Raw genomic sequence first — 13,078 nt, 5'->3', positions numbered from 1 at the left:
CGTGGGCTGGCGGGGCCGCCATTGTAGGCAGTGTGCCGGTGCTGCGCTGTCCACTGTGCAGGAACTGGACAGTGGCGAAGCTGGAAATTCCCGAAGATTCAAACCGTTGCGCGCTACCGATGGATGGCCGATTGCCAGTCCGGGGCGACGGGCGTGGAATGGATGCACGACACAGGAGGACACCCATGACTGCATCTTCCCCGTGGCTGCCGGACGCCCTCTGGGCCGGCGCCTTCTTTGATGGACACTGGCAGGCTGCCCCGCAACGGCACCCGGTGATTGAACCGGCCACTGGCCGGGAGCTGGGCGAGATCGGCCTGGCCGACCCGGCGCAGATCGCGCGTTCGGCGGCTGCCGCGGCACAGGCGCAGCAGGCTTGGGCGGCGGCGCCCTACGAACAGCGTGCCGACGTGCTGCGCAAGGCCGCGCGTCTGGCCGAAGAGAACATCGACACCCTGGTCGAGTGGCTGGTGCGCGAAAGCGGCTCGACCCGCCTGAAGGCCGGCTTCGAGGCCAAGGTGACGATCAAGGCGCTGCACGAGGCAGCCGCACTGCCGTCGCGCAGCACGGGTGAGATCCTGCCCTCCGAGCCGGGCAAGCTGAATCTGGCGCGGCGCCGCCCGCTGGGTGTGGTCGGGGTCATTTCGCCGTTCAACTTCCCGCTCTATCTGGCGATGCGTGCGGTGGCCCCGGCGATCGCGCTGGGCAACGCTGTGGTTCTCAAGCCGGACCCGCGTACGGCAGTGTGTGGTGGCGCGGTGATCGCACGCCTGTTCGAGCAGGCGGGCCTGCCGGCAGGCGTGCTGCACATGCTGCCCGGCGATGGCGCGGCCGGGGCCGCGCTGACCAGTGACCCGCACGTGGCGATGATCCAGTTCACCGGTTCCACCGCCGCCGGGCGCAAGGTCGGCGAAGCGGCGGGCAAGCACCTGAAAAAGGTTTCGCTGGAGTTGGGTGGCAAGAATTCGTTGATCATCCTGGACGATGCGGACCTGGACCTGGCGGTGGCCAACACCGCGTGGGGCGTCTACCTGCACCAGGGCCAGATCTGCATGGCGACCGGCCGCGTGCTGGTGCACCGGAAGATCCACGACACGTTCCTGCAGAAACTGGTGGCCAAGGCCAACGCGCTGAAGGTAGGCGACCCGGCACGTGAGGACGTGGCGATCGGCCCGCTGATCAATGCTGGCCAGCGCGACCATGCTGCACGCGTGGTCGAGCAGGCGGTGCAGGCCGGTGCCACGCTGGAAGCGGGCGGCACACACCGGGAGCTGTTCTTCGCACCCACCGTGCTCGGCAACGTTGCGGCCGACAATCCGGCCTTCAGCGAGGAAATCTTCGCGCCGGTAGCGGTGGTGGTGCCGTTCGACAATGACGAAGAAGCGGTGCGCCTGGCCAACGACAGCGAGTACGGGCTGTCGATGGCGATCGTGTCCAGCAACGTCGGCCGCGCGCTGAAGATCGGCGAGCGCCTGCGTACCGGTCTGCTGCACATCAACGACCAGACCGTGAATGACGAGGTGATCAACCCCTTCGGCGGCGTCGGCGCGTCCGGCAACGGCACCAGCATCGGTGGCCCGGCCAACGGCGAGGAGTTCACCCAGTGGCAGTGGTTGACCGTCAAGGGCGAAGCGCCCACATACCCGATCTGATCGAAGGAGACATCACGATGAACGACAACAACGCAACGCGTGAGATCACCGCCGCCGTGGTACGCGGCAAGGAGCAGCCCTTCGTCATCGAGCAGGCGACGCTGCGCGGTCCGCAGGACGACGAGGTGCTGGTGAAGGTGGTGGCCACCGGCCTGTGCCATACCGACCTGATCGTGCGCGATCAGTACTATCCGGTGCCGCTGCCGGCGGTGCTGGGCCATGAGGGGGCGGGCATCGTCGAAGCGGTTGGCCCGAACGTGCGCGACCTCAAGTCGGGGGATCACGTGGTGCTGACCTACGGCGCCTGTGGTCACTGCAATCCCTGCCGGGGTGGACACGGTGCTTACTGCAGGGATTTCTTCGCCCTGAACTTCGGTGGCGATGATGGCCGCGGCCACACCGCGATCACCGATGTGCAGGGCCAGCCGCTGCACGATCATTTCTTCGCCCAGTCCTCGTTTGCCACCTACGCGCTGGCCCGCGAGATCAATGCGATCAAGGTGCCTGATGACGCACCACTGGAACTGCTGGGCCCGCTGGGGTGCGGCATCCAGACCGGTGCCGGTGCGGTGCTCAACTCGCTGCAGGTGCGGTCGGGCAGCAGCTTTGCAAGCTATGGTGCCGGTGCGGTGGGCCTGAGCGCGGTGATGGCGGCCAAGGTGGCTGGGGCCACCACCATCATTGCCATCGACGTGGTGCCTTCGCGCCTGGAGCTTGCTCTGGAGCTGGGGGCCACCCACGTGGTCAACAGCCGGGAGACCGATGTGGTCGAGGCGGTGCGTGCGATCACGGGTGGGGGTGCTGACTTCGCGCTGGAATCGACCGGTCGTCCGGACGTGCTGTCCGCTGGCGTCGAGGCGCTGGGTGGGTTGGGCATGATGGGCGTGGTCGGTGCGCCGAAGCTGGGCACCACCGCCAGTTTCGATGTGAACAACCTGCTGCTCGGCGGTCGCAGCATCCGCGGCATCGTCGAGGGCGACAGTGTGCCGCAGGTGTTCATTCCGCAGCTGGTGACCCTGTTCCAGCAGGGACGCTTCCCGTTCGACAAGCTGGTGAAGTTCTATCCGCTGGAACAGATCAACCAGGCCGCAGAAGACAGTACCCGTGGCATTACCCTGAAGCCGGTGCTGCGCATCGCGGCGTAGTTTCCCCTGTTGGTTGTGCCGGCCGCTGGCCTGCATGGGGCAGATCCGTTTTCCATAACGGCTCTGCCCCTTTGTTTGAACGCGTCTTGAAACGGAAACGCTCCGTTGCCGAGACGTAACATGGCGTTGCCGCTGGCGGGTGTACGCTGCGTCCATGATGGCCACGACAGTCGGGCAGCAACAACTGGTGGCGGCACGTGCCGCTTTCGCCGACGGCGATGCGCGCTCATTGGGCGTGTTGCCGCTGCCGCTGCAGCAGTCATGGCTGCGTTCGCGCGCGGCGGGCCTGCAGCCGGGGCAGGAGCCGGACTATCGGCCGCTGCTGGGCGATGGCCGCCATCTGTCCCATCCCGATGACCGGCGCCTGGCGCGTTGCGTGCAGCCGGAGCTGGAACAGCTCTGGGCGGCCTTCGGTGGGCGTGGCTGGACGATGTTCTGCGCCAACCGCGACGGCATGGTGATCGCGCAGCAGGCCCACGGGCTGGAAGATGCTCCCTTGCTGCGGCCGATCCAGGTCGGGCGACAGCTGGGCGAGACCGAGATCGGCACCACCGCGCCAGCGGTCAGCCTGGCCGACGATGTGCCGGCACTGGTGCGCGGCAACGAACACTACCTGCAGCGGTTCGCGCCGGTGTTCTGCCTGAGCGAGCCACTGCACGATCTCGACGGTCGGGTCTGCGGAGTGATCGACATCACCGGTCTTGGCGAGCGCGATCCCGCGTTGCTGCAGGGCTATTTCCGGCAGGCTGCGCTGGCTAGCGAAAATCGCTTGTTCCACAGCCTCACCGACGTGCATCTGCTCGCCGTGCAACATGATCCGCGCTGGCTGGCGTCACCGCTGCAGGGACTGCTGGCGGTGCAGGAGGATGGCCAGCTGCGTGCAGCCAACCGCGTTGCACGGCGCCTGCTGGGCCTGCCACGGCGCGGGCCGTTGCCGCTGCTGGGTCTGGAAGCGCTGTTTGCCGGTGCCAGTGCGGCGCAACGGCGTCGGCTGCTGCAACCGGGCGCAGCGCATCGGGTCCGGCTGGGCGAGGGCAGTGCGGTCTACCTGCAGCGTCTGCAGGGGCCGCGGGGCGCGGCGCACCGGTCTACTGTGCGGAGCACCCCGGCAGATCCAGGCGCGCCGCTGCTGCGTGACCAGCAGCGTGAGGCCGCGCGTCGCGCGGCCCTGGCCGCTGACGGCAACCTCAGCCTGGCCGCACGCCAGTTGGGAATCTCGCGTACCACGCTGTACAAGCTGCTGCGCGATTGACCGCGTAGTCCACCGGGCAGGGCCCGGCGGGGGCATCAGTCGCGGAAGTTGTTGAACTGCAGCGGCAGCTCGAACTTGCCGGCCTTGAGCACGGCGATGGCGTCCTGCAGATCGTCGCGCTTCTTGCCCTGCACGCGCAGCTTGTCGCCGTTGATCTGGCTTTCCACCTTCAGCTTGGCGTCCTTCAGTGCCGCCGCGATCTTCTTGGCGATCTTCTGCTCGATGCCCTGCTTGACGGTGATCTTCTGCCGGGCCTGGGCCAGGTTGGTTTCGATGTCGCCGAACTCCAGGCTGAGCACGTCGATGCCGCGCGCGGCCAGGCGTGCGCGCAGGATGTCGTTCATCTGCTTGAGCTGGAACTCGGTCGGCGCCGTCTGATTGATGACATCGCCATCGCGTTCGAACTTGGCGTCCACGCCCTTGAAGTCGAAGCGGGTGGCCAGTTCGCGGTTGGCCTGGTCGATGGCGTTGGTCAGCTCGTGGGTGTCGACTTCGGACACGACGTCGAAGGAGGGCATGGGCGATGCTCCGCAGGATTCAGTGGTGGCCATTCTATCGTGCTGGCTGCATACCCGTTTTGTGGAGTCGAGCTTGCTCGACTCGCTCCCTCCCTTGTAGCGCCGAGCCATGCTCGGCGGCTTTGTGAAGAGCAGTCGAGCAAGCTCGACTCTACAAAACGGCCAGTCGAGCAAGCTCGACTCTACAAACCGGTGCTGTCGGCGATAATGGGCCATGAACGTGCAACGCTCCCCTTCGCGTGCGGTGGCCTGGATGGTCGCTGCGGTCGCCTGTTTCTCGCTGATGGATGCTGGCATGAAGCAGCTGTCGGCCAGCTATCCCACTCTGGAAGTGACCTTCCTGCGTGGGGCGGCTTCGTTGCCGTTCGTGCTGGTCTGGGTGCTGGTCAGCGCCGGTCCGCGCTCGCTGATCCCGCGCCGCTGGGGCCTGCACCTGCTGCGTGGTGGGCTGGGCATGGCGATGATCGGCTGCTTCGTGTTCGCCCTGCGTGACCTGCCGCTGTCCACCGCCTACACCATCTATTTCGTTGCCCCACTGCTGATCGCCGCGCTGTCGGTGCCGTTGCTGGGTGAGCGGGTTGGCCCGCGGCGCTGGGTGGCCATCGGCATCGGCCTGGTCGGCGTGCTGGTGGTACTGCGGCCGGGCGTGGACGGCTTCATTTCGGTGCCGGGGCTGATGGTGCTGGCCGCGGCCACCGCGTATGCCGTGGCGGCGATCACGGTCAGCCTGCTCACCCGCACCGATACCTCGCAGTCGATGGTGGTCTGGTTCCTGGTGATCATGGCCATCGGTGCCGGCCTGTTGGCCCTTCCCGGCTGGGTGCCCCTGCAGCTGGCGCATGCGCCGCTGATCGCCGGCATGGGGCTGGCCGGAGCGCTCGGTCAGATCGCCCTGACCAAGGCCTTCCAGCTGGGCGAGGCGTCGATGATCGCGCCGTTGGAGTACAGCGGCCTGGTGTGGGTGATCGGCTGGGACCTGGCCTTCTGGGGCCAGCTGCCGGACAGCTATACCTGGGTGGGCGCGGCGATCATCGTCGCCTCGGGGCTGTACCTGCTGCACCGTGAGCGGGTGAACCGGCAGGAACCGCCGAAGCCGCTGGATCATCCATAGAGTCGAGCTTGCTCGACTGCTTCGGTGGCCGGACGAAAAGCAGTCGAGCAAGCTCGACTCTACCGACCCCCACCGTCATCCCCGGTACACGCTGCTTAGAACCAAAAGGAATAACATTCTGGCCCATGGCGCGGGCGCACGACCGCCTGCGCTGGTAGGCTGCACGCCCCCTTCCGTCACCCAGCCGGTGAGCCACGCCCGTGATCGAGTTCCAGCGCCTGCACAAATCCTATGCCGTTGCCGGCCGCGCAGTCAGCGCGCTGCAGCCGCTGGACCTGACCATCGAGGCCGGTGAGGTATTCGGCATCATCGGCCATTCCGGCGCCGGCAAGTCGACCCTGATCCGCATGATCAACCGCCTGGAAGAGCCCAGCGGTGGTCGCCTGCTGATCGGTGGCGAGGATGTCACCGCACTGGATGCGGACGGTCTGCGCGCGCTGCGCAGGCGCATCGGCATGATCTTCCAGCACTTCAACCTGTTGTCTTCGCGCACGGTGGCCGGCAACGTTGCCTTCCCGCTGGAGCTGGCGGGCACGCCGAAGGCGGAGATCGATGCACGCGTGGCCGAGCTGCTGCAGACCGTGGGCCTGGAGGCGCACGCGCAGAAGTACCCGGCACAGCTGTCCGGTGGCCAGAAGCAGCGCGTCGGCATCGCCCGTGCGCTGGCGACCCGCCCGCAGATTCTGCTGTGTGACGAGGCCACCAGTGCGCTGGATCCGCAGACCACGGCCTCGGTGCTGTCGCTGCTGTCGAAGATCAACCGCGAGCTGGGCCTGACCATCGTGCTGATCACCCACGAGATGGATGTGATCCGCCGCGTCTGTGACCGTGTCGCCGTGCTCGACGCCGGCCAGATGGTCGAGACCGGGCCGGTCACCCGGGTGTTCCTGCATCCGCAGCACCCGACCACGCGCCGTTTCGTCAGCGAATCGGAGCACGTGGACGAAGGCGCGCTGCATCGTGATTTCGATGCCGTCGGTGGCCGCATTGTGCGGCTGACCTTCCTCGGCGGAGACACCTACGAACCCCTGCTCGGCAGTGTCGCGCGGGAGACCGGGGTCGACTACAACATCCTGTCCGGCCGTATCGACCGGATCAAGGACACCCCGTATGGCCAGCTGGTGGTCGCCCTGGTGGGCGGTGACCAGTCCGCCGCGCAGGCCGCGTTCGTGGCTGCCGGCGTGCACGTTGAGGAGCTGCGTCGATGATCATCGCCACTGCCGGCGGATTCTTCCGCCACCTGGATGCGGGCAAGTGGGCCGACATCGGCCAGGCCACCATCGACACTCTGCTGATGCTGCTCGGTTCGCTGCCGCTGACCCTGGCCATCGGCCTGCCGCTGGGCGTGCTGCTGTACCTGTTCGGCGCGCCGCAGATGAAGCGCCGTCCGTTCGCCTACGGCGTGCTGGCGCTGGTGGTGAACCTGTTGCGCTCGGTGCCTTTCATCATCCTGATGATCGTGCTGATCCCGGTCACCCTGTTCCTGATGGGGACGTCGCTGGGGGTACGCGGTGCGATCGTGCCGCTGGTGATCGGTGCCGCGCCGTTCTACGCGCGCCTGGTCGAAACCGCACTGCGCGAAGTGGACCGTGGCGTGATCGAAGCGACCCAGTCGATGGGTGCCACCACCTGGCAGCTGGTCACCCGCGTGCTGCTGCCCGAGGCGCGCCCCGGCCTGATCGCCGGTGCGACGGTCACCACCGTGGCGCTGATCGGCTTCACCGCGATGGGCGGTGCGATTGGTTCCGGCGGCCTTGGTGACCTGGCGTTCCGCGATGGCTACCAGCGTTCGCACACCGACGTGGCCCTGGTTACCGTGGTCCTGCTGTTGGTTCTGGTGCAGCTGCTGCAGATGCTCGGCGACCGCCTGGTCGCGCATTACAGCCGCAAATGACGAGGCGCCGGGGCGCTGCCCCGGCGTCGCCCGGTGCATCGCGGCAGCCGGCCAGCGGCCGGCTCTACCCCATTGCCTGGAAATGGCAGTGCCGGCCGCTGGCCGGCAGAGCCTGCAGAACTTCGACAGTGTGCCTGTCATAGCGCCAGGCTCTGGAAGCCGCCACACCCATCAGGAATCGATATCGCCAGACTGGGACTGGCAGCACACCCCGTTCCTTGGTATGTTCCGTTCAACGTAATACGTTTTACGGAATGATCCGTTCATTCCGCTGCAAGCAGACCCGTGCCCTGTTTGAAGGAACCTGTCCACGTGCCTGGCTTTCGATCCGGCGGGCTGCCGAGCGCAAGCTGCAGCTGCTCGACTCGGCACAGACGTTGGCATTCCTGCGCAGCCCGCCCGGGAACCGACTCGAGGCGCTGTCAGGTGATCGGAGAGGGCAGTACAGCTTGCGTATCAATGACCAGTGGCGGCTGTGCTTTACCTGGACTGACAACGGTGCCGATGCCGTGGAAATTGTTGACTATCACTGAGGTGCCCGCCATGAAGCGTCCCCACAACGGCATGCGCGCCATCCATCCTGGCGAGATCCTGCGCGAAGAGTTCCTGATGCCTCTGGCGTTGAGCGTGAACGCGCTGGCAAGGGCCTTGGATGTTCCCGCAACACGGCTGCACGCCATCGTGCACGGGGAGCGCAGTATTTCGGCCGATACCGCGGCACGGCTGGCGCGACATTTTGGTGGGGATGCCGCGTCCTGGCTTGCGATGCAGGCGGCCTACGACCTCAAGACATTGCCAACGCGCAGCGAGATCGAGCGACGGGTACAGCCGCGGGCAGCGTGAATTCGGGGCGCACGGACCGAGGTCCGCGGCCACAATCCAGTCAACGCACGTTCGGTACTTCGTAGCCCAGCTTGCCGACCTGCTCCGGGTGCTGCGGCACGCGCTTGAGCTTGTCGGTGTTCACGCCGTACTCGTCACGCAGGCGCTCGGCCAGCTCCTTGTACAGGGCTTTGTCCATGTCCGGCGTACGCGAGAAGATCCAGGCCATTTCACGGCCGGGATAGCCGATCAGCGCCCACGAGTAATCCGGCGCTACTTCCAGCACCCTCGAATGGGTGGGCACGACACGGTAGAACCAGGTGCGCCAGCCGTGGTTGCCGCTGTCCGGGTCGACGCTGGCGCGGGCACGCACTTCCTGCAGCGGTTCGCCGAAGCCATCACGGTAGCGGTAGGTAATGCCGACCTTGTGCTCGTCGCGCAGTTCGTAGTTATTGACGCTGGCCACATGGCCGCGCTCGATGAAGTTCGGTACGCGGCCGATCACGTACCAGGTACCCATGAAGCGCTTCAGGTCGATCGGTGCGTCCAGGGCAGCCGCACCAGAGGCGCTGGTACGGGGCGACGGCGGCTCACTGGCGGCCACGGCGGGGCCGGCCAGGGAAAGGGCCAGCAGCGCGGCGCAGAGCGGGCGGATCGAAGTCATGCGGGAGCGGGCTCCAGTGGGCTTGCACGCGCATGGTCGACTGTGTGCACGCGATCCGTCAATGGTGTCGCAACCTGTGAGAAGGGGGTTGCCCATGCTGTGTTGCATTGTCCACCGGAGAAGCCCCATGAACGCACGTTCCGTCCGCCGCTCTGCAACTGAACGCGTCATTCTCGAGCGTGCCGACCCGCGCCTGCTGCGCAGCGTGCAGCAGCTGGCCCTGGCCGGTATGGCGCTGGTACTGGTCTGGCCGGCCGCGCGCGGCAGCAGTGCCTGGCTGGGCTGGCTACCCATGTGGCTGGTGGGCATGCCGCTGGTGGCCTGGTGGGCGTTGCTGCGCTTTCCGTTGCCGCGCCTGTCGTGGCTGCGGCTGGCGCGTCGTACCGGTGGACAGGCACGTCGCCGTAGCGGCGGGGCGGCGCGAGGCCGTCGCGGCTCCACCGCTGCGGCCTGACCTTCGACACGGGGGCGGCCGCGGCGATCCATGCTAGCGTTCCACGGCTTATGACTGCCTGGAGCTGCAATGTCTCGACTCGCTTCCGCCTGCCTGCTGGCCGGCATGATGACCGCTGCCTCGGTGGGGACCGCCGTGGCCGCTGAAGACACCGATCGCTACGCCTGGCTCGAAGACGTCACCGGCGACAAGCCGCTGACTTGGGTCAAGGAACAGAACGCCAAGTCCGAGGCGCGCCTGGCGCAGACCCCGGCCTTCAAGCAGATGGAGACCAGCATCCGCGAGGTGCTCGACTCCGATGCCAAGATCCCCGGCGTGCAGAAGATCGGCGACTACTACTACAACTTCTGGAAGGACCAGCAGCACGAGCGCGGCCTGTGGCGGCGCACTACCCTGGCCGAGTACCGCAAGGCCTCGCCGCAGTGGGAAACCGTGCTCGACCTGGATGCGCTGAACAAGGCCGAGGGTGAGAACTGGGTCTGGCACGGCGCCGATTGCCTGCGCCCGGATTACAGCCGCTGCCTGATCGCGCTGTCGCGCGGTGGCGCCGACGCCGACGTCACCCGTGAGTTCGACCTGGCCAACAAGACCTGGATCAAGGACGGCTTCTTCCGTCCCGAGTCCAAGGGCGGCCTCAACTGGGTCGACCGCGACACCGTGTTCGTCTACACCGACTTCGGTGCGGGCTCGATGACCACCTCCGGCTACCCGCGCGTGGCCAAGCTGTGGAAGCGCGGCACGCCGATGACCTCGGCCACCGTAGTGTACGAAGGCAAGCCGGAAGACATGTACATCGCGGCGATGCACGATGACACCCCGGGCTTCGAGCGCAACCTGGTCAGCCGCACGCTGGCGTTCTACAACAACGAGCTCTACCTGCGTGGCGACGATGGCACGCTGACCAAGATCGACGCGCCGAACTCGGCCGAGAAGGGCCTGCACAAACAGTGGCTGACCCTGGAACTGCGCGATCCGTGGACCGTGGGCGGCAAGACCTACGCGTCCGGTTCGCTGCTGGCGACGAAGCTGGACGACTTCCTGGCCGGCAAGCGCGACTTCGAGGTGCTGTTCACCCCGACCGCGACCACCTCGCTGGCCGGCGCCACCTGGACCAAGAGCCACCTGGTGCTGAACGTGCTGGATGACGTCAAGAACCGCCTGTCGGTGCTGACCCCGGGCGCCGATGGCTGGCAGACCAGCCGCTTCGTCGGCGCGCCGGCCTTTGGCACGCTGGCCGTGGGCGCAGTGGACAGCAACGACAGCGATGCGGTGTGGCTGACCGCCACCGACTACCTGACCCCGACCACGCTGGCTCTGGCCGAGATCGGCCAGGCGCCGGAAACGTTGAAGACCATGCCGGCCTTCTTCGATGCCAAGGGCAAGGTGATCGAGCAGCACTTCGCCACCAGCAAGGACGGCACCCGCGTGCCGTACTTCGTGGTGCACGACAAGGCGATGAAGCTGGACGGCTCCAACCCGACCCTGCTGTACGGCTATGGTGGCTTCGAGATCTCGCTGACCCCGAATTACTCCGGTGGCATGGGCCGCGCCTGGCTGGAGAAGGGCGGTGTGTACGTGGTCGCCAACATCCGTGGTGGTGGCGAGTACGGCCCGCGCTGGCACCAGGCAGCGCTGAAGCAGAACCGTCACAAGGCCTATGAAGACATGGCTGCGGTGGCGCGCGATCTGGTCAAGCGCAAGATCACCAGCGCCAAGCACCTGGGCGTGCAGGGTGGCAGCAACGGTGGCCTGCTGACCGGCAACATGCTGACCCAGTACCCGGAACTGTTCGGTGCAGTGGTGGTGCAGGTGCCGCTGCTGGACATGAAGCGCTACAGCCACCTGTTGGCCGGTGCCTCGTGGATGGCCGAATACGGCAACCCGGACACCAGCGACTGGGAGTTCATCAAGACCTTCTCGCCGTACCATCTGTTCAACGAGAAGAAGAACTACCCGCCGGTGCTGTTCACTACCTCCACCCGCGATGACCGCGTGCACCCGGGCCATGCCCGCAAGATGGCGGCGAAGATGATCGACGCCGGCAAGGACGTGACCTACTACGAGAACATCGAAGGTGGCCACGGCGGCGCAGCCAACAACGCGCAGGCCGCACACATGTCCGCACTGGCCTACAGCTTCCTGTGGGAGCGGTTGGGCGGCAAGTAAGCAGAACGGAAAACGCCGCCCCAGGGCGGCGTTTTTCGTTGGGTTCACGTATCCACGCATGGCGTGGATCTACCTACGTATCGTGCGCTGGGTCAGTAGATCCACGCCATGCGTGGATGCCGTTCGCGCAGATCGATCAGGCGCCCCAGCTCTTCAACCCGCGTGCAATCCGCGCCACCGCCTCCTGCAACCGCGGCACTTCCTGGGTGTAGGCCAGCCGCACGTGCTGGTTGGCGCGGTGGAAGCCGAAATCCAGGCCCGGGGTGAACGCCACGTGTTCGGTTTCCAGGAAGTGCGCACAGAACGCCTGCGCGTCATCGGTGAGCGCGCTGACGTCGGCGTACAGGTAGAACGCACCCTGCGGTTCCACTTCGATGCGGAAACCAAGCTCGCGCAGCGCCGGCAGCAGATAGTCGCGACGCTGGCGGAACGCCTCGCGGCGCTGTTCGAAGATCGCCATCGATTCCTCGCTGAAGCAGGCGAGTGCGGCATGCTGGGCGATGCTCGACGCGCTGATGTACAGGTTCTGTGCCAGCTTCTCCAGGTCCGGCACCGCCGCCGGCGGCGCCACCAGCCAACCCAGCCGCCAGCCGGTCATGCCGAAATACTTGGAGAAGCTGTTCAGCACGAACGCGCTGTCGTCCACCTGAAGCACGCTGGGTGCATCCAGGCCGTAGGTCAGGCCGTGGTAGATCTCGTCCACCACCAGATGGCCGCCACGCGCGTGCAGGGCCTGCGACAGTGCCGCCAGTTCGTCGGCGGACAGCACGGTGCCGGTCGGATTGGCGGGGGAGGCCACCAGTGCGCCGACGCTGTCGGCATTCCAGTGCTGTTCCACCAGCGACGGTGTGAGCTGGTAGGCGGTGTCCGGGCCGACAGGCACCAGCTGTGCACCGCCTTCCACCAGGCGCAGGAAATGACGGTTGCAGGGGTAGCCGGGGTCGGCCAGCAGCCAGTGGCGGCCGGGGTCGACCAGCAGGCTGCTGGCCAGCAGCAGCGCACCGGAGCCGCCGGGAGTGACCAGGATGCGCTCGGAGTCGATGTCCAGCCCGTAGTGGCTGCGATAGAAGCCGCTGATCGCCTGGCGCAGGGCCGGCAGGCCACGTGCGGCGGTGTAGCGGGTATGGCCGGCGGCCAATGCGGCCTGGCCAGCACGCACGACCGGTTCGGCCGTGGTGAAGTCCGGTTCGCCGATTTCCAGGTGGATCACATCGTGGCCCGCCTGTTCCAGCGCCTGCGCGCGGGCCAGCAGGGACATCACGTGGAACGGAGCGATTTCATGGCTGCGCCGGCTGTAGCCCGGCGTGTGGGGCAGGGTACTCATGTGCCCATGGTACGCCGCGCGTCCTGGTAGTGCCGGTCGCTGGCCGGCAACCACCCGCCTCTGTTTATCCCGAGGT

At 66.7% G+C, this 13,078-nt stretch carries 13 protein-coding genes; 10 read left to right on the top strand and 3 right to left on the bottom strand.

What is annotated here, in order from left to right:
* Nucleotides 1-185 precede the first annotated feature (185 nt).
* The 3 genes from R1L06_RS02685 to R1L06_RS02675 all read left to right on the top strand — a co-directional run bounded on the left by R1L06_RS02685 (nucleotide 186) and on the right by R1L06_RS02675 (nucleotide 4,049).
* Complete coding sequence (locus R1L06_RS02685; RefSeq protein ID WP_317216860.1) at nucleotides 186-1,652, top strand: benzaldehyde dehydrogenase; 1,467 nt, start codon at nucleotides 186-188, stop codon at nucleotides 1,650-1,652.
* A gap of 17 nt (nucleotides 1,653-1,669) precedes the next feature.
* Nucleotides 1,670-2,797, top strand: a complete 1,128-nt coding sequence (locus R1L06_RS02680) for an NAD(P)-dependent alcohol dehydrogenase (protein ID WP_317216859.1) — start codon at nucleotides 1,670-1,672, stop codon at nucleotides 2,795-2,797.
* Nucleotides 2,798-2,954: 157 nt separating this feature from the next.
* Nucleotides 2,955-4,049, top strand: a complete 1,095-nt coding sequence (locus tag R1L06_RS02675) for a helix-turn-helix domain-containing protein (protein WP_317216858.1) — start codon at nucleotides 2,955-2,957, stop codon at nucleotides 4,047-4,049.
* A 35-nt stretch (nucleotides 4,050-4,084) separates the two neighbouring features.
* On the opposite strand, the gene R1L06_RS02670 is transcribed toward R1L06_RS02675, so the two are convergent.
* Nucleotides 4,085-4,567 (bottom strand): YajQ family cyclic di-GMP-binding protein, encoded by a 483-nt coding sequence (locus R1L06_RS02670; protein ID WP_006471121.1) that lies wholly within the window; start codon nucleotides 4,565-4,567, stop codon nucleotides 4,085-4,087.
* 214 nt (nucleotides 4,568-4,781) lie between these two features.
* On the opposite strand from R1L06_RS02670, the gene R1L06_RS02665 reads away from it, so the two are divergent.
* The 5 genes from R1L06_RS02665 to R1L06_RS02645 all read left to right on the top strand — a co-directional run bounded on the left by R1L06_RS02665 (nucleotide 4,782) and on the right by R1L06_RS02645 (nucleotide 8,415).
* Nucleotides 4,782-5,678, top strand: coding sequence for a DMT family transporter (locus tag R1L06_RS02665; protein ID WP_049399222.1), 897 nt, complete (start codon nucleotides 4,782-4,784; stop codon nucleotides 5,676-5,678).
* Nucleotides 5,679-5,878: 200 nt separating this feature from the next.
* Nucleotides 5,879-6,886, top strand: a complete 1,008-nt coding sequence (locus tag R1L06_RS02660; protein ID WP_032129022.1) for a methionine ABC transporter ATP-binding protein — start codon at nucleotides 5,879-5,881, stop codon at nucleotides 6,884-6,886.
* Nucleotides 6,883-7,572: a methionine ABC transporter permease gene (locus tag R1L06_RS02655; protein ID WP_032129021.1), complete on the top strand. Its 690-nt coding sequence runs from the start codon at nucleotides 6,883-6,885 to the stop codon at nucleotides 7,570-7,572. The genes R1L06_RS02660 and R1L06_RS02655 overlap by 4 nt, the downstream gene beginning before the upstream one ends.
* A 254-nt stretch (nucleotides 7,573-7,826) precedes the next feature.
* Nucleotides 7,827-8,105, top strand: a complete 279-nt coding sequence (locus R1L06_RS02650) for a type II toxin-antitoxin system RelE/ParE family toxin (protein WP_080356578.1) — start codon at nucleotides 7,827-7,829, stop codon at nucleotides 8,103-8,105.
* A gap of 10 nt (nucleotides 8,106-8,115) precedes the next feature.
* The gene (locus R1L06_RS02645; protein ID WP_049463234.1) at nucleotides 8,116-8,415 is read left to right on the top strand and encodes a HigA family addiction module antitoxin; all 300 of its coding nucleotides are present in this window, start codon (nucleotides 8,116-8,118) and stop codon (nucleotides 8,413-8,415) included.
* A gap of 40 nt (nucleotides 8,416-8,455) precedes the next feature.
* On the opposite strand, the gene R1L06_RS02640 is transcribed toward R1L06_RS02645, so the two are convergent.
* Nucleotides 8,456-9,058: a lipocalin family protein gene (locus R1L06_RS02640; protein ID WP_197615757.1), complete on the bottom strand. Its 603-nt coding sequence runs from the start codon at nucleotides 9,056-9,058 to the stop codon at nucleotides 8,456-8,458.
* Between the two features lie 127 nt (nucleotides 9,059-9,185).
* On the opposite strand from R1L06_RS02640, the gene R1L06_RS02635 reads away from it, so the two are divergent.
* Together R1L06_RS02635 and R1L06_RS02630 are read left to right on the top strand one after the other, a co-directional pair.
* The gene (locus tag R1L06_RS02635; protein WP_049399225.1) at nucleotides 9,186-9,512 is read left to right on the top strand and encodes a hypothetical protein; all 327 of its coding nucleotides are present in this window, start codon (nucleotides 9,186-9,188) and stop codon (nucleotides 9,510-9,512) included.
* Nucleotides 9,513-9,581: 69 nt separating this feature from the next.
* Nucleotides 9,582-11,678, top strand: a complete 2,097-nt coding sequence (locus R1L06_RS02630; protein WP_049463220.1) for a prolyl oligopeptidase family serine peptidase — start codon at nucleotides 9,582-9,584, stop codon at nucleotides 11,676-11,678.
* 136 nt (nucleotides 11,679-11,814) lie between these two features.
* Here R1L06_RS02630 and R1L06_RS02625 read toward each other — a convergent pair whose 3' ends face one another.
* A complete protein-coding gene (locus R1L06_RS02625; RefSeq protein ID WP_317216857.1) occupies nucleotides 11,815-13,002 on the bottom strand; it encodes a pyridoxal phosphate-dependent aminotransferase in 1,188 nt (395 codons plus the stop codon).
* Nucleotides 13,003-13,078: the final 76 nt, after the last annotated feature.

This window comes from Stenotrophomonas mexicanensis (assembly GCF_032911605.1).
Classification (GTDB): domain Bacteria; phylum Pseudomonadota; class Gammaproteobacteria; order Xanthomonadales; family Xanthomonadaceae; genus Stenotrophomonas; species Stenotrophomonas maltophilia_A.
The sequence above is the reverse complement of the archived record's forward strand: the minus strand, read 5'-3'. Positions and strand labels throughout refer to the sequence as shown.

What these genes read in the sequence shown, in the direction of transcription:
- R1L06_RS02685 (WP_317216860.1), top strand. Translation starts at nt 186, where the DNA reads ATGACTGCATCTTCCCCGTGGCTGCCGGACGCCCTCTGGGCCGGCGCC.
- R1L06_RS02680 (WP_317216859.1), top strand. Translation starts at nt 1,670, where the DNA reads ATGAACGACAACAACGCAACGCGTGAGATCACCGCCGCCGTGGTACGC.
- R1L06_RS02675 (WP_317216858.1), top strand. Translation starts at nt 2,955, where the DNA reads ATGGCCACGACAGTCGGGCAGCAACAACTGGTGGCGGCACGTGCCGCT.
- R1L06_RS02670 (WP_006471121.1), bottom strand. Translation starts at nt 4,567, where the DNA reads ATGCCCTCCTTCGACGTCGTGTCCGAAGTCGACACCCACGAGCTGACC.
- R1L06_RS02665 (WP_049399222.1), top strand. Translation starts at nt 4,782, where the DNA reads ATGAACGTGCAACGCTCCCCTTCGCGTGCGGTGGCCTGGATGGTCGCT.
- R1L06_RS02655 (WP_032129021.1), top strand. Translation starts at nt 6,883, where the DNA reads ATGATCATCGCCACTGCCGGCGGATTCTTCCGCCACCTGGATGCGGGC.
- R1L06_RS02650 (WP_080356578.1), top strand. Translation starts at nt 7,827, where the DNA reads ATGATCCGTTCATTCCGCTGCAAGCAGACCCGTGCCCTGTTTGAAGGA.
- R1L06_RS02645 (WP_049463234.1), top strand. Translation starts at nt 8,116, where the DNA reads ATGAAGCGTCCCCACAACGGCATGCGCGCCATCCATCCTGGCGAGATC.
- R1L06_RS02640 (WP_197615757.1), bottom strand. Translation starts at nt 9,058, where the DNA reads ATGACTTCGATCCGCCCGCTCTGCGCCGCGCTGCTGGCCCTTTCCCTG.
- R1L06_RS02635 (WP_049399225.1), top strand. Translation starts at nt 9,186, where the DNA reads ATGAACGCACGTTCCGTCCGCCGCTCTGCAACTGAACGCGTCATTCTC.
- R1L06_RS02630 (WP_049463220.1), top strand. Translation starts at nt 9,582, where the DNA reads ATGTCTCGACTCGCTTCCGCCTGCCTGCTGGCCGGCATGATGACCGCT.
- R1L06_RS02625 (WP_317216857.1), bottom strand. Translation starts at nt 13,002, where the DNA reads ATGAGTACCCTGCCCCACACGCCGGGCTACAGCCGGCGCAGCCATGAA.